This window comes from Streptomyces sp. NPDC093111 (assembly GCF_040683955.1).
Lineage (GTDB): Bacteria > Actinomycetota > Actinomycetes > Streptomycetales > Streptomycetaceae > Streptomyces.
Window position 1 is genome coordinate 15,012 of record NZ_JBFBNW010000008.1, and the last position, 19,814, is coordinate 34,825.

Consider the following 19,814-nt stretch of genomic DNA (forward strand, 5'->3'; position numbering starts at 1 on the left):
TGGCCGGTAAGCGTCTTGGGAATACGTCGAACAAGACAAGTGCTCATGTTTTTCGCGGGGGTTCGGGAGGTCACCCCCGACCAGCGCAGCCAGGAGGATGACGAAGATGAACGACGAAGCCGGTTACCGGATCGAGCACGACTCCATGGGCGAGGTCCGCGTCCCCGCCCACGCGAAGTGGCGGGCCCAGACCCAGCGCGCGGTGGAGAACTTCCCGGTCAGCGGCCAGCGGCTGGAGCGCGCCCACATCGCGGCGCTGGCCCGGATCAAGGCCGCCGCCGCCAAGGTCAACGCCGAACTCGGCGTGCTCGACCAGGAGGTCGCGGAGGCGATCCAGGAGGCGGCGGAGGAGGTCGCCGAGGGGCGCTGGGACGAGCAGTTCCCCGTGGACGTCTTCCAGACCGGCTCCGGCACCTCGTCGAACATGAACACCAACGAGGTGCTCGCCACCCTCGCCGGCGAGCGCCTGCCGGAGGGCCGGGAGGTGCACCCCAACGACCACGTCAACGCCTCGCAGTCCTCCAACGACGTCTTCCCGTCCTCGATCCACATCGCCGCCACCGCCGCCGTCACCCACGACCTGATCCCGGCACTCGCCCGTCTGGCGGAGTCCCTGGAGCGGAAATCGGCCGAATTCGCGGAGGTCGTGAAGTCCGGCCGCACCCATCTCATGGACGCCACCCCGGTGACCCTGGGCCAGGAGTTCGGCGGCTACGCGGCCCAGGTGAGGTACGGCGTGGAGCGGCTGCGCTCCGCACTCCCCCGGCTCGCCGAACTCCCCCTGGGCGGCACGGCCGTGGGCACCGGCATCAACACCCCGCCCGGCTTCTCGGCCGCCGTCATCGCCGAGGTCGCCCGGGCCACCGGACTGCCGCTCACCGAGGCCCGCGACCACTTCGAGGCCCAGGGCGCACGGGACGGCCTGGTGGAGACGTCCGGCCAGCTCAGGACCATCGCGGTCTCCCTCACGAAGATCGCCAACGATCTGCGCTGGATGTCCTCGGGACCGCGTACCGGGCTCGCCGAGATCAACCTGCCGGACCTCCAGCCCGGCTCGTCGATCATGCCGGGCAAGGTGAACCCGGTGATCCCCGAGGCGGTCCTGATGGTCGCCGCCCAGGTGACCGGAAACGACACCACGGTGGCGGTCGCGGGCGCGGCCGGGAACTTCGAGCTCAACGTCATGCTCCCGGTGATGGCCAAGAACCTCCTGGAGTCGGTCCGGCTGCTCGCCAACGCCTCCCGGCTGCTCGCCGACCGCACCGTCGACGGCATCACCGCCAACGTGGAGCGGGCCCGCGAGTACGCCGAGTCCTCGCCGTCGGTGGTCACCCCGCTGAACAAGTACATCGGCTACGAGGAGGCCGCCAAGGTCGCCAAGAAGTCGCTGGCCGAGCGCAGGACCATCCGCGAAGTGGTCCTGGACTCCGGGTACGTGGAGCGGGGCGACCTCACCCTGGAGCAGCTCGACGAGGCCCTCGACGTCCTGCGCATGACCCGCCCCTGACCGCCCCTGACCCGCCCGCGGCTCGCCCCTGACCGTGCCCGAGCCGCCCCCGTACGGTCCCTGAGGCCCCCCGGCCCCGCCCCGGTGGGCCGCGGGGCCCGCCGCTGACCCGTTCTCGCCTACGGCCGGCCCTTCCGTGACCTTCGCCGCAGCGGTGCCGGGGGCGCGCCCCTAAGATCTGCGCATGACAGGATCCGGCCGCCCCCAGCACTGGGCGCCTGGGGATCACATCCTCTGGCGCTACCGCGACAACGGCACCGGCGACGTGCACATCTGCCGCCCGGTGACCGTCGTGCGGGACACCCCGGAGCTGCTCGCGGTGTGGATGGCGCCGGGCACCGAATGCGTCAAGCCGGTCCTGACCGACGGCACCCCCGTGCACGAGGAGCCGCTGGCCACCCGGTACACGGCGCCGCGCACCACCGTACGGGCGCACTGGTTCGGCACCGGCGTCCTCAAGCTGGCCGCGCCGAAGGAGCCGTGGTCCGTCTGGCTGTTCTGGGAGCGGGGCTGGCGCTTCCGCAGCTGGTACGTGAACCTGGAGGAGCCCCGGACCCGTTGGTCCGGCGGCGTCGACTCCGAGGACCACTTCCTCGACATCTCCGTCTACCCCGACCGCAGCTGGCTGTGGCGGGACGAGGACGAGTTCGCCCAGGCCCAGCGGGCCGGTCTGATGGACCCGGCGCAAGCCGCGCGCGTCAAGGCGGCGGGCCGTTCCGCCGTCGAACTGATCCGCTCCTGGGGAGCACCGTTCCGCGACGGCTGGGAGGACTGGCGCCCGGACCCCGCATGGCCCGTGCCCCCGCTGCCGGCCGACTGGGATCGCACCCCGGCGCACACGGTGCCATGAGACCCTTGATGCGCCCCCCGGGTGCAACCGTAGGATCGTCCTCCGCAAGCAGTCGATCATCGGCGTCCTACCCGCAGTACCGCCCGAAGCACCATCCGACGCCCCACCCGAACGGGACGTCAATCACTCAGCACGGCGCAGGAACTGACCACAAGTCATCCATGAGGTCCTCATGAGGGGGAGAGCAGTGCCCGACGTGCGCCCGGGTGTCCGCACCCCCTTCGCCACCCCTTCCCGCACGGCGTTCACATCCACCGCGCGCCGAGGGTTTAGCCCTGCCGAAGGCGCGGCATCGGCGAGAAGAGCGAGTGCAGCGCACCACCGGCCCGGACGGACGGAATCCCAGGCGTGACGGAGCATCCCACCTCCCACGAAGGCCGCAAGGCGATGGCCGCCCGGCCGCAGGAAAGCGCTCGCCCCCGTCAGGAGACGGCGGCGACGGCGGCGGCAGCGGCCGCCGTCGCGGTGCCCGCACCCTCCCCCGGCGGCGGCAGCGGCAACGGCGCGGACGGTGCCGCCGCGGCCCGGCGCGAGGGCGACCGGCTGCGGTTCGTGGGCGCCGCGACCCGGCGGATCGCGCGCGGCCTCGACCTGGACGAGATCGTCCTCGGTCTGTGCCGGGCGACCGTGCCGACCTTCTCCGACGCGATCCTCGTCTACCTCCGCGACCCGCTGCCGGTGGGCGACGAGCGCCCGGCGGAGCCCTTCGTGCTGCGGCTGCGCCGCACCGACCGGCTGCGCTTAACGGACCTGGAGGGCGAGGAGCTGGTCCTCGTCCCCGACCCGGACCCGACCCCCGCGGCCGAGCTGTGCGAGGTCCGCTCGGGCAGCGCGCTGGCCGAGGTGCTGCGCGGGGTGCGGCCGGTGCCCGGCGACTCCGCGGCGGCCCGGGCGGCGCTGCCGGAGCTCCTCGGTCCGGACCACCCGGTGCCCGGCGGGCACCGGGCCATACTCGCGCCGCTGCGCGGCCGGCGCCGCGTGATCGGCGCGGCCGTGTTCCTGCGCCGCCCCGAGCGCGGCGGCTTCGAGCCGAACGACCTGCTGGTGGCCGCCCAGCTGGCGACCCACACGGCGCTCGGCATCGACAAGGCCGTGCTGTACGGGCGTGAGGCGTACATCGCGGACGAGCTCCAGCGCACCATGCTGCCGGACTCGCTGCCGCAGCCGACCGGCGTACGCCTCGCCTCGCGCTACCTGCCGGCGGCCGAGACGGCCCGGGTGGGCGGCGACTGGTACGACGCGATCCCGCTGCCCGGCAGCCGGGTGGCGCTGGTCGTCGGCGACGTCATGGGCCACTCCATGACCTCGGCGGCGATCATGGGCCAGCTGCGCACGACGGCGCAGACCCTGGCCGGGCTTGACCTGCCCCCGCAGGAGGTGCTGCACCACCTGGACGAGCAGGCCCAGCGGCTCGGCGAGAACCGGATGGCCACCTGCATGTACGCGGTGTACGACCCGGTCTCGCACCGGATCACCATCGCCAACGCGGGCCACCCGCCGCCCATACTGCTGCACCTGGGCGGCCGGGCCGAGGTGCTCCGGGTGCCGCCGGGCGCGCCGATCGGCGTCGGCGGGGTGGACTTCGAGGCGGTGGAGCTGGACGCGCCGGCCGGGGCCACGCTGCTGCTGTACACGGACGGCCTGGTGGAGTCCCGGCTGCGGGACGTGTGGACCGGGATCGAGCAGCTGCGGGAGCGGCTCGCGGCGACCGCCCAGCTCACCGGCCCCGACCACTCGCCTCCGTTGGAGGCGCTCTGCGACGACGTGCTCGACATGCTGGGTCCGGGCGACCGGGACGACGACATCGCGCTGCTCGCGGCCCGCTTCGACGGGATCGCGCCGAGCGACGTGGCGTACTGGTTCCTGGAACCGGAGGACGCGGCCCCGGGCCGGGCCCGGCGGCTCGCCCGGCGGGCCCTGGAGCGCTGGGGTCTGGAGGAGCTCTCGGACTCGGTGGAGCTGCTCATCAGCGAGGTGGTGACCAACGCGGTGCGGTACGCGGAGCGTCCGGTGACGCTGCGCCTGCTCCGTACCGACGTGCTGCGCTGCGAGGTGGGCGACGACTCGCCGCAGCTGCCCCGGCAGCGGCGGGCCCGGGACACCGACGAGGGCGGGCGCGGCCTGTTCCTGGTGAACCGGCTGGCCCGGCGGTGGGGCGCGACCCGGCTCTCCGGCGGCAAGGTGGTCTGGTTCGAGCTGGCCACGCGCTGACCCGGCGCGCGGAGACGGTACGAGAAAGGCGACGGCCGGGCCCCTGTGCGGGGGGCCCGGCCGTCGCCTTGTCTCACTGGCCCGGTCGGCCGTCGGAGGCTCCGTTGCCGTCCGGCGGCGGCTCGGTCGTCGGCTCGTCCGTCTTCGTCGGCGGCGGCGTGGGCGGCGTCGTGGCCGTCGAGGTGGGCGGCTGGGTCGGCGTGGTGGCGGTGGACGTCGGCGGCTGGGTCGGCGTGGTGGCCTCGTCGCTGGGCGTCGTGGTCGGCGTGGGCGACCCGGTGGCCGTCTCGGTCGGCGTCGGCGCGGTGCCGTCGCCGCCGGAGGTGCCGTCGGTCTTCAGGTCGAAGGAGGCGTCGGAGCCGCCGCCGAGCGCGTCGGTGGTGTAGGCGCCCCAGATCTGCGCGGGGGTGCGGCCACCGTTGGCGCGGCCCGGGTTGATGGTGTCGGTCAGGGTGACCTGGTTGCCCTTGGCGTCCTCGCCGAACAGGCCGACGGCGGTGACCAGCTCGGGGGTGTAGCCGACGAACCAGGCCGAGCGGTTGTTCTCGGAGGTGCCGGTCTTGCCGGCCGCGGCGTAGTCGCCGGCGGCGCGGAAGCCGGAGCCGGACCGGACGACGCCCTGCATGGCCTTGGTGGTGGTGTCGGCGGCCTCGCGGCTGATCACCCGGTCACCGATGGACTTCACGGGTTCGGCCGTGCGGTCCTTGTGCTCGGCGGACTTCACGAGGGTCGGGGTGACCTTGACGCCGTGGTTGTCGAGGGTGGCGTAGGCGCCGGCCATGTCCATGGTGGAGGCGCCCATGACGCCGAGCGACATCGACGGGGTGGCGCCGAAGTCGACGCCGTCCTTCATGCCGAGGCCGATCGCGGTCTGCTTGGCCTTGGTGGGGCCGACGTCGACGATCATCTGGGCGTAGACCGAGTTGATCGAGCTGTTGGTGGCCTTCTGGACGCTGACCGGGCCGTAGCTCTGGTTGTCCTCGTTCTCCGGGTTGAACGGGATGGAGCTGCCGACCACCGCGCGCTTGCTGGTGCCGTCGTAGATCGTGCCGAGGCCGATCTTGCGCCCGTCCTGGGTCACGGCGTCGTTGTCGAGCGCGGAGGCCAGCACGAGCGGCTTGAAGGTCGAGGCGGGCTGGTAGTCGCGCCGGGTGGCGTTGTTCGTCCAGTGCTCGGTGGCGCCGATGCCGCCGTAGAGGGCGACGACCGCGCCGGTCTTCGGGTCGACGGAGGTGGCGCCGGCCTGGACGCTCGCCTGCTTCTTGCTGTCCTTGCGGTCCAGCTTGTCCTCGAGCTGCTTGTCGACGGCCCGGACGAGCGCCTTCTGCTTCTTCTCGTCGATGTTGAGGGTGATCGTCCAGCCGCCGGCCTTCAGGTCCTCCTCGCTGACGCCCTGGCGCATCAGCTCCTGGTTGGCGGCCTCGACGATGTAGCCGCTCTGGCCGCTCATGCCCTTGGGGGCCTTGGGCTTCTGCGGGACGGGGAACTTCATGCCGGCGCGCTTGCCGGAGTCGAGCCAGCCCTCCTCGACCATGTTGTCGAGGACGTAGTTCCAGCGCTGCTCGACGAGCTTGCGGCCCTCGGTGCTCGCGGAGGTCCAGTCGTACTGGCTGGGGGCCTGGAGCAGGGAGGCGAGGTAGGCGCCCTGGGCGGCGTTCAGCTTGGCTGCGTCGACGCCGTAGTACGCCTGGGCGGCGGCCTGGATGCCGTAGGCGTTGCGGCCGTAGTAGCTGGTGTTCATGTACCCGGCGAGGATCTCGGGCTTCTGCATGTTCTGGTCCACCTTGATGGCGATGACCATTTCCTTGAGCTTGCGGGTGGCCGTCTGGTCCTGGCTCAAGTAGTAGTTCTTCACGTACTGCTGGGTGATCGTCGAACCACCCTGCTTGCCCTTGCCGGTGAGGGTGTTCCACGCGGCGCGGACGGTGCCCTTGATGTCGACGCCGTTGTCCTTGTAGAAGGTCTTGTTCTCGGCGGCGACGAAGGCCCGCTGGACGTCCTGGGGGACCTTCTCCAGGCCGACGATCTCACGGTTGATCTTGCCCGTGCGGGCCATGACCTTGCCGTTGGAGTACTTGTAGACGTTGCTCTGCAGCGTCGCGTCGGCGTTGGCGGTCGGCACCGGGACCATCAGGTAGACCGCGTAGAAGGCGCCCATGACGAGCAGGCATCCCACGAAGAACGTGCCCAGGAGTTTCTTCCAGGTGAAGAGCCGACGTATGCGCCCGCCCTTCTTCGCCTGGTCCTTGCTCGTTCGGCCCATGTCTTCCGTCGCTCCGCTCGTCGTGGAATCAGCTCAGAAAGCTAACACCGCCCATGGAGACAAAGGCCGATCGATCCGTACTTTCCGGACGTGAGAATCAGCACCTGCTCCCGACGGAACCGACGCTCCAGAGCGCCGGATGGTTGTGTGCCGCCGGTCACAGTCCGCGCGCACCGGGGTGCGACCAGGGCTATACATCGTGCGTATACACGACATGTACAGTGGCGCCATGTCCATCGGTCACACCCTGCTGGGACTCCTGGAGTCCGGCCCGCGCCACGGCTACGACCTCAAGCGCGCCTTCGACGAGCGGTTCGGCCACGACCGGCCGCTGCACTACGGGCAGGTCTACTCGACCATGTCCCGGCTCCTGAAGAACGGTCTCGTCGAGGTCGACGGCATCGAGGCCGGCGGCGGCCCCGAGCGCAAGCGGTACGCCATCACCGAGGCAGGCATCACCGATGTCGCCGCCTGGCTGGCCACCCCCGAGAAGCCCGAGCCCTACCTCCAGTCGACGCTCTACACCAAGGTCGTCCTCGCCCTGCTCACCGGACGCGGGGCCGCCGAGCTCCTCGACGTCCAGCGCACCGAGCACCTGCGCCTGATGCGCGAGCTCACCCGGCGCAAGAAGGACGGCGACCTCGCGGACCAGCTGATCTGCGACCACGCCCTGTTCCACCTGGAAGCCGACCTGCGCTGGCTGGAACTGACCGCCGCCCGTCTCGACCGGCTCGCCGAGGAGGTCCGCCGATGACCGCCGAGCCGCTGCTGCGGGCGAGCGGGATCGACAAGGCGTACGGCCCGACGCCCGCGCTCGCCGGGGCCGACTTCACCCTGCGGGCCGGGGAGGTCGTCGCCGTGATGGGCCCCTCCGGCTCCGGCAAGTCCACCCTGCTGCACTGCCTCGCCGGCATCGTCCGCCCCGACGCCGGGACCATCCACTACGACGGGCGCGAGCTGACCGCCCTCAGCGACACCCGGCGCAGCGCCTTGCGCCGCGCCGACTTCGGCTTCGTCTTCCAGTTCGGCCAGCTGGTCCCCGAGCTCACCTGCGTCGAGAACGTCGCCCTGCCGCTGCGCCTGAACGGCGAGCGCCGCAGGAGCGCCGAGGAGAAGGCGCGCACCTGGCTGACCCGCCTGGAGGTCGAGGAGGTGGCCGGCAAGCGCCCCGGCGAGATATCCGGCGGCCAGGGCCAGCGGGTCGCCGTGGCCCGCGCCCTCGTCACCGCCCCGCGGGTGATCTTCGCCGACGAGCCGACCGGCGCGCTCGACTCGCTCAACGGCGAGCGGGTGATGCGGCTGCTCACCGACGCCTCCCGGGACACCGGTGCCGCCGTCGTCCTGGTCACCCACGAGGCCCGGGTCGCCGCCTACTCCGACCGCGAGGTCGTGGTCCGCGACGGCTCCGTACGGGACACGGAGTGGGCGGCATGAACCTGCGCACCTGGGCGCGCGACCTGGCGCTCGGCGCGCGCTTCGCCGTCACCGGCGGGCGCGGCGGCTGGATCCGTACGGCCCTGACGGCGACCGGCATCGGATGCGGCGTGGCCCTGCTGCTGGTCGCCGCCTCGCTGCCGAACATGCTCTTCCAGCGGGAGGTACGGGAGTCCGCCCGGGTGCCCGACGCGAGCTACGAGGTCGCCAAGCCGGGCCCCGACACCTTTCTGCACGTGGGCCACCGGACCGAGTACCGGGGCGAGGCCGTCACCGGCCTGCTCCTCCGGCCCGAGGGCGGGCGCCCCGCGCTGCCGCCCGGCGCCGCCGCGATGCCGGGCCCGGGCGAGATGCTGGTCTCGCCCGCCCTCGCCGACCTGCTCGGCTCCCCCGAGGGGGCGCTGCTGCGCGAGCGGATCCCGTACCGGACCGTCGGCACCCTGGGCGAGGCCGGACTGATCGGCCCGGCGGAGCTGCGGTACGTGGCCGGCAGCGCGACGCTGACCACGGACAACTACGACGGCCGCGGCAGGACCTACGGCTGGTCGGTGCCCGAGGAGCCGGCGAACGCCTTCCTGCTCCTGCTCGTCGTCATCGGCTGCGTGGTGCTGCTGCTGCCGGTGCTGGTCTTCATCGCCACCGCCGTCCGCTTCGGCGGCGAACAGCGCGACCGGCGCCTCGCGGCGCTGCGGCTGGTCGGCGCGGACAACGCGATGACCCGGCGGATCGCGGCCGGCGAGTCCCTCGCGGGCGCGCTGCTCGGCCTCGGCTTCGGCGCCGTCCTGTTCGCCGTAGCCCGGCAGTTCGCCGGCACGGTGAGGTTCTGGGACGTCAACGCCTTCCCGTCCGACGTGTCCCCGCTGCCGTGGCTGGCCGCGCTGGTCATCGGCGCGGTGCCGGTCGCCGCCGTCGCGGTCACCCTCTTCGCGCTGCGCGAGGTCGCGATCGAGCCGCTCGGCGTCGTCAGGACCGCCGTCCCGCGGCCCCGCCGCCTCGCCTGGCGGCTGGTCCTCGTGCTGGCCGGGGCGGCGCTCCTGGTGCCCTCCGTCTCGGGCGTGCGGATCGAGCAGACGCAGATCGACACGGTCTGGGTCGCCGGCGGCACCACCCTGTCCCTGATCGGGCTCACCACCCTGCTGCCCTGGCTGGTGGAAGCCCTGGTGAAGCGGCTGCACGGCGGTCCGGTCGCCTGGCAGCTGGCCGTGCGCCGGCTCCAGCTGAGCAGCAGCGCCGCCGCCCGCACGGTCAGCGGCATCGTCGTCGCGGCGACCGGGGCGATCGCCCTGCTGATGCTGTTCCAGGCGATGCAGAACGACTTCATGCGCCCCACCAACATGGACACCGCCCGGGCCCAGATCCAGACCAGGGTCCGCGCCCACGACGGCGACGCGGCGCGGCGGATGATCGACAAGCTGGCCGCGACGAAGGGCGTCACCGGGGTCACCGGGGTCATCGAGTCCAACCTGTGGCGGGCCGGACCGCCGCCCAAGGGCGAGGAGAGCGGCTCCATCACCTCGGTCTCCGTCGGCGACTGCGCCTCCCTGAAGGAGCTCGCCGTCCTGCCCTCCTGCGTGGACGGCGACGTGTTCATCGCCCTCGCGCACGGCAAGGAGGGCCCCGAGGACGCCTGGGTGACCGGGACCGCGAGGGCGGGTGCCCTGGTGGCCCTGCGCGAACGGCAGCCCAAGGGCGGACCGCCGCCCACCTGGCGCATCCCCGCCACCGCCCGCACGGTGGACGCGCGGCGCGACCCCATGGGCATGATGGCCTTCGGGGTGCTCGCCACTCCGAAGGCGATCGACGCCGCCCGGCTCGAATCCCCCGGGGTCAACGCGATGATCCGGGTCGATCCGGATGTGCCGGACGCGCCCGAGTACGTGCGCAACGCGGTCGCCGCACTCGATCCGTTGACCCGCGTCGACACCCTCCAGAACATGGAGCGCGACGCCCAGTACGCGAGCGTCCGCACCGGGATCCTGGTCGGCGCCACGCTGACCATGCTCCTCGTGGCGGCCTCGCTCCTGGTCACCACCCTGGAACAGCTGCGCGAACGCCGGCGGCTGCTGTCCTCGCTGGTCGCCTTCGGCACCCGGCGCAGCACGCTGGGCTGGTCGGTGCTGTGGCAGACGACCGTGCCGATCGTCCTCGGGCTCGCCCTCGCGGTGGTCGGCGGACTCGGCCTCGGCGCGGCCCTGCTGAAGATGATCGACAAGCAGGTCGAGGACTGGTGGATCTTCCTGCCGGTGGCCGGTGTCGGCGCGGCGCTGATCGCCGCGGTGACCCTGCTCAGCCTGCCGCTGCTGTGGCGCCTGATGCGGGCCGACGGGCTCCGGACGGAGTAGCCCGCGGGGTACGGGCGGGGCGCGGGGCCTCAGGTCTCCGCGCCCACCACCCGTACCGGAAGGCGTCGCATCGCCTCGCGCAGCGCGCCCGCCAGTTGTCCGAACTCGGACTGGCGGGCCGCGCCCGTGCGCATGGCGAGCGCGATCCGGCGGGACGGCGCCGGGGCGGCGAAGCAGCCGGTGTGCAGGGCCGTGTTGCGGGCCGTCTCGACCGTGACCGCGGTGCGCGGCAGCAGGGTCACGCCGAGCCCGCCCGCGACCAGCTGGACCAGCGTCGAGAGGCCGGCCGCGGTGGTGGTGACCGGCGCCCCCTCGGTGCGCCCGGCCTCGCGGCAGATGTCGAGGGCCTGGTCGCGCAGACAGTGCCCCTCGTCCAGGAGCAGCAGCTTGAGCTCCCTGAGCGCCTCGCGGGGGATGTCGGCGCGCCCGGCGAGCGGATGCCCCTCGGGGGCGACCAGGACGAAGTCCTCGTCGAACAGCGGGAGTTCGGTGACTCCGGGGGCACCCAGCGGCACCGCGAGCAGCAGCAGGTCGAGCCGTCCGGCGGCCAGCCCGTCGAGCAGCGAGGAGGTCTGCTCCTCGTGCACCTGGAGGTCGAGCTCCGGATAGCGGGTGTGGACCAGGCGCAGCACGGTCGGCAGCAGGTACGGCGCGACCGTCGGGATGACCCCGAGCCGCAGCACCCCCGTGAACGGGGCCTGGGCCGCCTCGGCCTCCTCCATCAGCTCGCCGACCGCGTCGAGCACGGCACCGGCCCGGACCGCGAGCCGCTCCCCCGCGGGCGAGAGCAGTACCTTGCGCGTCGTACGCTCGAGGAGCTGGACACCGAGTGCCTCTTCGAGAGCCGACACCGCGCCCGAGAGGGCGGGCTGGCTCATCCCGATGGCCGCCGCCGCGTCGCGGAAGTGGAGGTGCTCCGCGACCGCTGCGAAGGCTCTGAGCTGGGACAGGCTGGGTTGTTTCACGCGCCGGGCCGGAATCACTGATAACCACCTTCGATCAACTTGAGCCAGTCTAGCTATTTCACTGATCAATGCACTCCGTGCCATGCTGGGGATCCGTCCAACCCCTCACGGAAGACCTCAAAAGGGACCCTTCCGAACTGCAAGGAGAGCGCGTGCTCACTGTCGGTGACCAGTTCCCCACCTACGACCTGACCGCCTGCGTGTCGCTGGAGAGCGGCAAGGAGTTCGAGCAGATCGACCACAAGTCCTACGAGGGCAAGTGGCGCGTGGTGTTCTTCTGGCCGAAGGACTTCACCTTCGTCTGCCCCACCGAGATCGCCGCCTTCGGCAAGCTGAACGACGAGTTCGCCGACCGTGACGCCCAGATCCTCGGCGTCTCCGGCGACTCCGAGTTCGTGCACCACGCCTGGCGCAAGGACCACGCCGACCTGCGTGACCTGCCCTTCCCGATGCTCGCCGACTCGAAGCACGAGCTCATGAGCGACTGCGGCGTGCGCGGCGAGGACGGCTTCGCCCAGCGCGCCGTCTTCATCGTGGACCCGAACAACGAGATCCAGTTCACCATGGTGACGGCCGGCTCCGTGGGCCGTAACCCCAAGGAGGTCCTGCGGGTCCTGGACGCCCTGCAGACCGACGAGCTGTGCCCGTGCAACTGGAACAAGGGTGAGGACACCCTCGACGCCGGCGCGCTCCTGGCCGGTGAGTGAGCATGGCGCTCGATGAGCTGAAGGCCGCCGTCCCGGACTTCGCCAAGGACCTCAAGCTGAACCTCGGCTCGGTCATCGGCAACAGCGAGCTCCCGCAGCAGCAGCTGTGGGGCACGGTCCTCGCGTGCGCGATCGCCTCGCGTTCGCCGAAGGTGCTCAAGGAGCTGGAGCCCGAGGCCCAGGCCAACCTGAAGCCCGAGGCGTACCAGGCCGCGAAGTCGGCCGCCGCGATCATGGCGATGAACAACGTCTTCTACCGGACCCGGCACCTGCTGTCGGACCCGGAGTACGGGACGATGCGCGCCGGTCTGCGGATGAACGTCATCGGCAACCCGGGCGTCGACAAGGTCGACTTCGAGCTGTGGTCGCTGGCGGTCTCCGCGATCAACGGCTGCGGTCAGTGCCTGGACTCGCACGAGCAGGTCCTGCGCAAGGCCGGTGTCGACCGCGAGACGATCCAGGAGGCCGTGAAGATCGCCGCGGTCATCCAGGCGGTCGGCGTCACGCTGGACGCCGAGGCGGTCCTGGCCGAGTAGGTCCGGACTCCGCGCGTACGACGAGAAGGGCCCTGGGGCGCAGCACGCCCCAGGGCCCTTCCGTCATTCCTTCGCCCGGAGCGCGCCCGTCAGCGCGTTCATGTCCTCCAGGAGGAAGGTGCGGGTCGCGGCCGGGTCCAGCCGGGGCGGCACCTTCTGCTCCGCGACCCCCTCCTGGTACGTGATGACCGGGGAAAGCGAGAACTCGATCACCGCCTGCCCGTCGAGGACGTGCAGCTCCAGCTGGCCGCCGTCGTTGTCGTCCTTGAGGTAGGCGACCTGGCCGGCCCCGGAGACGCGGTCCCCGATGCCCTGGAAGGGGTCGTTCATCCGGGCCTCGAACTCCGGGCGCGGGTCGGTGACCCGGTGCAGGGTGTACGTGACGGCGAGCTGGTACGGGACGGGCTCGGCGGCCAGGGTGACCACGCACTCCGCCCGGAACAGGTTGGGGTGGTCCAGGACGAGCGGGTTGGTCGACTCCGACTTGCGTCCGAAGGACGAGCTGAGTCCGGGCAGCCGGGCCTTCCCGCAGGGGTCCTCCTCGGCCCGGTACCCCTTCAGGTCCGGTCCGCGCCCGTCCTCCTGCCGGTCGTACGCGACGAGTCCGCCGGTCCACACCGCGGAGGCGGCGACCGCCCCGCCGAGCGCCCACAGCCAGGGCCGCCGGGGCCCGGACCGCTTCGGCTCGGCCGGGAGGGGCTCCAGGGCGGCCGGGAACTCCGTACCGCCGACGAGCTCCGGCTCCGAGATCATCCGTCCACCCGCCCGGCCGCCCCCGGCGCGGGGGTGGGCGCGACCTCGTGGGCGGTGGCGCCGCGCGGCTCGGGCGAGGCGCGCAGGGCCTGTTCGTGGCTGTACGCGCGCAGGTAGCCGACCACCGTGTTGGAGACGGCGACCAGCGGGACGGCGACGACGGCGCCGCCGATGCCGGCGGTCAGTCCGCCGGCCGCGACCGCGAGGACCACCGCCAGGGGGTGCACCCGCACGGCCCGGCCGAGGATGAACGGCTGGAGGACGTGGCCCTCGATCTGCTGCACGGCGAGCACCACCACGATCACCATGAGGGCGGTGAACACCCCGTTGGTGACGAGCGCGACGACGACCGCGAGGGCGCCGGAGAGCACGGCGCCGACCATCGGGATGAAGGCGAAGAGGAAGATGAAGACGGCGAGCGGCACGGCCATCGGCACGTCGAGGAAGTAGAGCCCGAGGCCGATGAAGACGGCGTCGATCAGGGCGACGAGCACCGTGCCGCGGACGTACGCGGTGAGGGTGCGCCAGGCCCGCGGGCCGGCTCCGGCGACGCCGGGCCTGGCCTGCGCGGGCACCAGCTTCAGCGTCCACTCCCAGACCTTCTTCCCGTCGTAGAGGAGGAAGAGGGTGGAGAACATGGCGAGCAGGATGCCGGTCATCGCCTCGACGATCACGGTCACGCCCTGGAGTCCGGCGGAGGTGATCTGCTCGGCGTTGGCGCCGATGGTGTCGCTGAGGTTCTTCGCGATGTCGTTGATCTGCGACTCGGTGACGTGGAACGGGCTGGCGAGCAGCCAGCGCTTGAGGTCGTCGATGCCCGCCCTGACCTGGTCGGACAGGTTGTCGATGTTGTCCATCACCTGCCAGACCACGAACCAGCCGACCAGGCCCATCACGACGAAGCCGGAGACGGCGGTGACGGCGGTGGCCAGACCTCGGGGCAGGCCCTTGCGGCGCAGCAGGACGACGATGGGCTGGAGCAGCGCGGTGATGAGGAGGGCGGCGACGAAGGCGAGCACGACCAGCTGGACGGAGCTGATCACCTTCATCAGCACCCAGACCGTGCCGGCCAGGACGAGCAGCCGCCAGCCGGCCTCGGCGGCGACCCGCATGCCCCACGGGATCGCGGCGACGGGGTCGGGCCGGGCGGCGACGGCGGGCGCGTAGGCGGGCGGTGCCGGGACGGAGGCGGCCGAGGCCGCGGCGGTCTCCGGGTCCGGCCCGGAGTCCCCGGTGCCGTCGGCGCCCTTGTCCGTGCGGGGGCGCGGGTGCGCGACCGGGTCCGCGACGGCCACGGCGGCGGCCACGGGAGCGGGCGCGGCGGCGGGCGCGGGGGCGTACGCCGGGACGTCCGGGACGACGTACGGCGGGCCCAGCGGATCCTCGCGTTCGGCCTCCGCGCGGCGCTCGTCAAGGCGCTCGCCCATGCGGCTGAAGCTCGCGCCCAGCCGGTTCAGCCATCCTGGCAGTCTCGACATGCTCTTTCCCTCTCCCCCTCCGAATCCCCGAACCTACACGCACGCAGCCCCCCACCGTAGGACGGCGAGGGGCTGCGCGAAGTTGAGCGGCCGGTACTAGTACCAGCGGTTTGCCTGCCAGAACGACCAGGCGCCGCACGGGCTGCCGTAGCGGCCGTCCATGTAGCTCAGGCCCCACTTGATCTGGGTGGCGGGGTTGGTCTGCCAGTCGGCGCCGGCCGTGGACATCTTGGAGCCGGGGAGCGCCTGGACCAGGCCGTAGGCGCCCGAGCCCGCGTTGACGGCCCGGTAGTTCCACCCGGACTCGTGGTCCACGATGTTGCTGAAGCACTGGAACTGGTCGGCCGGGATCATCTGGCGAGCCATCGCCTTGACCTCGGAGACGCTGTAGGAGCCCTGGGCGGAGAAGCTGCTCGCGTCGCGGAGAGAGGAGCGGCTGGCCCGCTCGGCCTCTTCCTTGCGCTCCTTCTCGGCCTTGTCGGCGGCCTTCTTCTTCGCCTCGGCGTCCTTGGCGGCCTGCACGCGGGCGGCTTCCTCGGCGGACTTGCGCACGAGGGAGTCGGCGGCGGCGGCCTGGACGTCGGCCTGCTCAGAGAGGGAGGAGACCTGTACGCGGGCCTGCTCACCCGCGGGAATGTCCGCGAGCAGCGTGGTGTCGGCCGCGGTGGCCTCGAAGTTGTCGTCGGCGGGCTGCGCGGCATTGCCCGAGGCGACGCCGACGACGGCGCCGACGGTGGTGACCGCAGTGGCCGAAGCCACCGCGAATCCCCGGACCGAGATCCGGCTCACACGGTTTCCTTCCAGCATCGCCCGCGCAGGTGACCAAGCGGGCGAAATCGTGCCCCTGGCGCTGGTCTCCGAACTGCTGGGTCACAGAAGACACGGGCCCGTGGTGCTGTGGGCGGCATACGGCTGACGGCTGTTGAGTTGTGTGGTGCCGCACCCCTGAGGGTGCACGTGTGCCGTATGCGGGGCCTGACGGAAGCAAGACTTTGCCGGACACCGACACCGCAAGGCAATTCCCGACTGCGTGTGAAAGCTCACACCTGAACAGGTGCACGGCATTTGGGCGATACAGCGGACAACGCGGCGCCGCCCGGCTAAGCTCCTACGCTTTGCCGGGCGGCGCCAACTGCGGTGCGATTCAGGTCAGATCTGCCCGTCCTCCAGCATTTCGGTCACGAGCGCGGCGATCTGCGAGCGCTCGGAGCGGGTGAGCGTGACGTGCGCGAAGAGCGGATGCCCCTTCAATTTCTCGACCACGGCGACGACTCCGTCGTACCGCCCGACCCGCAGGTTGTCGCGCTGGGCGACGTCGTGGGTGAGGACGACCCGGGAGTTCGCCCCGATCCGGGACAGAACGGTCAACAGCACGTTCCGCTCCAGGGACTGGGCCTCGTCCACGATGACGAACGCGTCGTGCAGCGAGCGGCCCCGGATGTGGGTGAGCGGGAGCACCTCCAGCATGCCCCGGCCGAGCACCTCCTCGATCACCTCGCGCCCCGCCACGGACGAGAGGGTGTCGAAGACCGCCTGGGCCCAGGGGCTCATCTTCTCGGCCTCGGTGCCCGGCAGATAGCCGAGCTCCTGGCCGCCGACCGCGTACAGCGGACGGAAGACCATCACCTTCTGGTGCTGACGGCGCTCCAGGACCGCCTCCAGGCCCGCGCAGAGCGCGAGGGCCGACTTGCCGGTGCCGGCCCGGCCGCCCATCGAGACGATGCCGACGTCCGGGTCGAGCAGCAGGTCCAGCGCGATCCGCTGCTCGGCGCTGCGGCCGCGGATCCCGAAGACCTCCCGGTCGCCCCGCACCAGCCGGATGCCGCCGTCGGCCGCGACCCGGCCGAGCGCCTTGCCGCGCTCGGACTGGAGGACCAGGCCGGTGTGCACGGGCAGCTCGGCCGCCTCGGGCACGTACAGCGTCTCCTGCTCGTACAGGGTGTCGACCTGGTCCGCGGAGAGGGCCAGCTCGGACATCCCGGTCCAGCCGGAGTCCGTGATGGCGAGTTCCGCCCGGTACTCCTCGGCGAGGAGGCCGACCGAGGACGCCTTGATGCGCAGCGGCAGGTCCTTGGAGACGACCGTGACGTCGTACCCCTCCGCCTGCAGGTTGCGCGCGACCGCGAGGATCCGGGAGTCGTTGTCCCCCAGCCGGTAGCCGGCCGGCAGGACGCCGGGGTCCGAGTGGTTGAGTTCGACGCGGAGCGTGCCGCCCAGGTCCCCGATGGGGAGCGGGGAGTCGAGGCGTCCGTACCGGACCCGGAAGTCGTCCAGGAGGCGCAGGGCCTGCCGGGCGAAGTAGCCGAGCTCGGGGTGGTGCCTCTTGGCCTCCAGCTCGGTGACCACGACGATCGGGAGCACGACCTCGTGCTCGTCGAAGCGGGACATCGCGCTCGGGTCGGCCAGCAGGACGCTGGTGTCGAGAACATAGGTGCGCCTGTCGGACAAGCGGCGCTTAGTGCTGGTCACCACGGAAGGACAGACCCCCTTCGAGCACCCCTGTGAGGTCGGGGTGCGGCGGCTCCGCTCACGGGGGAACCGCCGTCGCTGCGGAATGGGACCGGGCTCAGGCCGCGATGCGCGGGCCGAGCTCCGGCCCTCCGCTTCGTCCGCGCATCTCCTGCACGGTCGTCCTGGTGCAAAGGGCCTCCCGGGTGGCGGTCTCCGTGCCGCTCACTTCACCAGGGATATGCCCTCGAACACACGCCGTCATGCCATGGCATATGACGGCGTGTTCATGAACAAGGGGTGACGGGGGACGACCAGGGGTGCCGGTGGTTCCGGGGGGTCTTCGGGGGCCTCAGGAGGTCTCAGGAACCGAAGCGGCGGTGCCGGGCCGCGTAGTCGCGCAGCGCGCGCAGGAAGTCGACCTTGCGGAAGGCCGGCCAGTGCACCTCGCAGAAGTAGTACTCCGAGTGGGCGCTCTGCCACAGCATGAATCCGGACAGGCGCTGCTCGCCGCTGGTGCGGATCACCAGGTCCGGGTCGGGCTGGCCGCGGGTGTAGAGGTGCTCGGAGATGTGCTCGACGTCGACGATCTCGGCGAGCTCCTCGAAGCTGGTGCCCTTGTCCGCGTGCTCCAGGAGCAGCGAGCGGACCGCGTCCGCGATCTCCTGGCGGCCGCCGTAGCCCACCGCGACGTTCACGAGTATCCCCGTGTTGTCGTGGGTGGCCTGCTCGGCCTCCTTCAGCACGGACTGGGTGCGGGCGGGCAGGAGGTCCATGGTGCCCACGTGGTGCACCCGCCAGCGGCCGTCGGAGGCCAGGGCCCGGACCGCGTCCTCGATGATCGCGAGCAGCGGGACCAGCTGCTCCTCCGGGCGGCTCAGGTTGTCGGTGGAGAGCATCCAGAGGGTGACGACCTCGACGTCCGTCTCGGAGCACCAGCCGAGCAGTTCCTGGATCTTGTCCGCGCCGGCCTTGTGACCCTGCTCGGGGGTGCCGCCGGCGGCCTTGGCCCAGCGTCGGTTGCCGTCGAGGATGACACCGATGTGCTTGGGCACCTGGGCGTGGTCGAGTCGGCCTTCCACCCGGCGTGCGTACAGCCCGTACACCAGGTCACGCAGGTTCACCGTTCTTTACCCCTCCATGAGCGTCGGCCCCCCGAAGCCGCCACATTACTGCGCACGGGTCACGGGCTCCCAGCCCGGGACTGTCACAAGTCCGTGATAAGGAGAGATACGTGACTGATTCCCCCCTGTACCGCGCCGCCACGAACCGCTACGACTCCATGGAGTACCGACGCACCGGCCGCAGCGGACTCAAGCTGCCCGCCGTCTCCCTCGGCCTGTGGCACAACTTCGGCGACGACCGCACCCTCGACTCTCAGCGGGCCATCCTGCGCCGCGCCTTCGACCTGGGCGTGACCCACTTCGACCTGGCGAACAACTACGGGCCGCCGCCCGGCTCCGCCGAGCTGAACTTCGGCAAGATCTTCGCGCAGGACTTCACGCCCTACCGGGACGAGCTGATCGTCTCGACGAAGGCCGGCTACGAGATGCACCCCGGCCCGTACGGCGAGTGGGGCTCCCGCAAGTACCTGATGTCCTCGCTCGACGCCTCCCTGAAGCGGATGGGCCTCGACTACGTCGACATCTTCTACTCGCACCGCTTCGACCCGCACACCCCGCTGGAGGAGACGATGGGGGCGCTCGCCTCCGCCGTCCAGCAGGGCAAGGCGCTGTACGTCGGCGTCTCCTCGTACACCGCCGAGCAGACCGCCGAGGCGGCGCGGATCCTCAAGGAGATGGGCGTCCCGGCCCTGATCCACCAGCCCTCGTACTCGATGATCAACCGCTGGACGGAGGACGACGGCCTCCTCGACACGCTGGAGGCGGCCGGCATGGGCTGCATCTCCTTCGTGCCGCTGGCGCAGGGGCTGCTCACCAACAAGTACCTGAAGGGCATCCCGGAGGGTTCCCGGGCCACCCAGGGCAAGTCCCTCGACCCGAACCTGCTCTCCGGCGAGGTGCTGCGCCGCCTGCGCGGCCTGGCGGACATCGCCGAGCGGCGCGGGCAGTCGCTCGCGCAGCTCGCGCTGGCCTGGGTGCTGCGGGACGAGCGGATGACCTCGGCGCTGATCGGCGCGTCCAGCGTGGCCCAGCTGGAGGAGAACGTCGCGGCCCTCGCCGGGGCGCCGCTGACGGAGGAGGAGCTGAAGGAGATCGACTCCTTCGCCGTCGACACCGAGGGCACCAACATCTGGGCCGGCCGGGGCTGACCCGCCCCCGAGGGCGGCGGGAAAAGAAAAACGGGCCGGTCCGTGGGG

The 19,814-nt window shown here is 71.7% G+C and carries 16 protein-coding genes; 9 read left to right on the top strand and 7 right to left on the bottom strand.

Going from position 1 to position 19,814, the window contains the following annotated elements; genetic code table 11:
• Positions 1-106: 106 nt before the first annotated feature.
• The 3 genes from AB0Q96_RS15170 to AB0Q96_RS15180 all read left to right on the top strand — a co-directional run bounded on the left by AB0Q96_RS15170 (position 107) and on the right by AB0Q96_RS15180 (position 4,568).
• Positions 107-1,507: a class II fumarate hydratase gene (locus tag AB0Q96_RS15170; RefSeq protein WP_365325473.1), complete on the top strand. Its 1,401-nt coding sequence runs from the start codon at positions 107-109 to the stop codon at positions 1,505-1,507.
• Positions 1,508-1,691: 184 nt separating this feature from the next.
• The gene (locus tag AB0Q96_RS15175; protein ID WP_365325475.1) at positions 1,692-2,357 is read left to right on the top strand and encodes a DUF402 domain-containing protein; all 666 of its coding nucleotides are present in this window, start codon (positions 1,692-1,694) and stop codon (positions 2,355-2,357) included.
• A 348-nt stretch (positions 2,358-2,705) separates the two neighbouring features.
• Entirely contained in the window at positions 2,706-4,568 is a 1,863-nt protein-coding gene (locus AB0Q96_RS15180) for an ATP-binding SpoIIE family protein phosphatase (RefSeq protein WP_365325476.1), read from the top strand.
• Between the two features lie 73 nt (positions 4,569-4,641).
• Here the strand turns inward: AB0Q96_RS15180 and AB0Q96_RS15185 are convergent, their stop codons facing one another.
• Positions 4,642-6,831, bottom strand: a complete 2,190-nt coding sequence (locus AB0Q96_RS15185) for a transglycosylase domain-containing protein (protein ID WP_365325478.1) — start codon at positions 6,829-6,831, stop codon at positions 4,642-4,644.
• Positions 6,832-7,060: 229 nt separating this feature from the next.
• Between AB0Q96_RS15185 and AB0Q96_RS15190 the strand changes: the two genes are divergently transcribed.
• The 3 genes from AB0Q96_RS15190 to AB0Q96_RS15200 are packed head-to-tail and all read left to right on the top strand — an operon-like array spanning position 7,061 to position 10,607.
• Positions 7,061-7,585, top strand: a complete 525-nt coding sequence (locus AB0Q96_RS15190; protein WP_046909803.1) for a PadR family transcriptional regulator — start codon at positions 7,061-7,063, stop codon at positions 7,583-7,585.
• On the top strand, positions 7,582-8,265 hold the full coding sequence (locus tag AB0Q96_RS15195; protein ID WP_365325480.1) for an ABC transporter ATP-binding protein: 684 nt from the start codon (positions 7,582-7,584) through the stop codon (positions 8,263-8,265). Before AB0Q96_RS15190 ends, AB0Q96_RS15195 begins: the two co-directional genes overlap by 4 nt.
• Positions 8,262-10,607 (top strand): FtsX-like permease family protein, encoded by a 2,346-nt coding sequence (locus AB0Q96_RS15200; RefSeq protein WP_365325482.1) that lies wholly within the window; start codon positions 8,262-8,264, stop codon positions 10,605-10,607. The genes AB0Q96_RS15195 and AB0Q96_RS15200 overlap by 4 nt, the downstream gene beginning before the upstream one ends.
• Before the next feature lie 29 nt (positions 10,608-10,636).
• Here AB0Q96_RS15200 and AB0Q96_RS15205 read toward each other — a convergent pair whose 3' ends face one another.
• Positions 10,637-11,572 (bottom strand): LysR substrate-binding domain-containing protein, encoded by a 936-nt coding sequence (locus AB0Q96_RS15205; RefSeq protein WP_365325484.1) that lies wholly within the window; start codon positions 11,570-11,572, stop codon positions 10,637-10,639.
• A 152-nt stretch (positions 11,573-11,724) separates the two neighbouring features.
• Between AB0Q96_RS15205 and AB0Q96_RS15210 the strand changes: the two genes are divergently transcribed.
• Together AB0Q96_RS15210 and AB0Q96_RS15215 are read left to right on the top strand one after the other, a co-directional pair.
• Complete coding sequence (locus AB0Q96_RS15210) at positions 11,725-12,279, top strand: peroxiredoxin (RefSeq protein WP_046909806.1); 555 nt, start codon at positions 11,725-11,727, stop codon at positions 12,277-12,279.
• Between the two features lie 2 nt (positions 12,280-12,281).
• Positions 12,282-12,815 carry an alkyl hydroperoxide reductase gene (locus AB0Q96_RS15215; protein ID WP_365325486.1) on the top strand — a complete coding sequence of 178 codons (534 nt, stop codon included), beginning with the start codon at positions 12,282-12,284 and terminating at the stop codon, positions 12,813-12,815.
• A gap of 63 nt (positions 12,816-12,878) precedes the next feature.
• Here the strand turns inward: AB0Q96_RS15215 and AB0Q96_RS15220 are convergent, their stop codons facing one another.
• The 5 genes from AB0Q96_RS15220 to AB0Q96_RS15240 all read right to left on the bottom strand — a co-directional run bounded on the left by AB0Q96_RS15220 (position 12,879) and on the right by AB0Q96_RS15240 (position 18,618).
• Positions 12,879-13,568: a hypothetical protein gene (locus AB0Q96_RS15220; RefSeq protein WP_365325488.1), complete on the bottom strand. Its 690-nt coding sequence runs from the start codon at positions 13,566-13,568 to the stop codon at positions 12,879-12,881.
• On the bottom strand, positions 13,565-15,046 hold the full coding sequence (locus AB0Q96_RS15225) for an AI-2E family transporter (RefSeq protein ID WP_365325490.1): 1,482 nt from the start codon (positions 15,044-15,046) through the stop codon (positions 13,565-13,567). The genes AB0Q96_RS15220 and AB0Q96_RS15225 overlap by 4 nt, the downstream gene beginning before the upstream one ends.
• Positions 15,047-15,142: 96 nt before the next feature.
• A complete protein-coding gene (locus AB0Q96_RS15230; protein WP_365325492.1) occupies positions 15,143-15,853 on the bottom strand; it encodes a transglycosylase SLT domain-containing protein in 711 nt (236 codons plus the stop codon).
• A 342-nt stretch (positions 15,854-16,195) separates the two neighbouring features.
• Positions 16,196-17,518, bottom strand: a complete 1,323-nt coding sequence (locus AB0Q96_RS15235; RefSeq protein ID WP_365325494.1) for a PhoH family protein — start codon at positions 17,516-17,518, stop codon at positions 16,196-16,198.
• 338 nt (positions 17,519-17,856) lie between these two features.
• The gene (locus tag AB0Q96_RS15240) at positions 17,857-18,618 is read right to left on the bottom strand and encodes an isoprenyl transferase (RefSeq protein WP_365325496.1); all 762 of its coding nucleotides are present in this window, start codon (positions 18,616-18,618) and stop codon (positions 17,857-17,859) included.
• Positions 18,619-18,728: 110 nt separating this feature from the next.
• On the opposite strand from AB0Q96_RS15240, the gene mgrA reads away from it, so the two are divergent.
• Positions 18,729-19,766 (top strand): L-glyceraldehyde 3-phosphate reductase, encoded by a 1,038-nt coding sequence (gene mgrA, locus AB0Q96_RS15245; protein WP_365325498.1) that lies wholly within the window; start codon positions 18,729-18,731, stop codon positions 19,764-19,766.
• Positions 19,767-19,814: the final 48 nt, after the last annotated feature.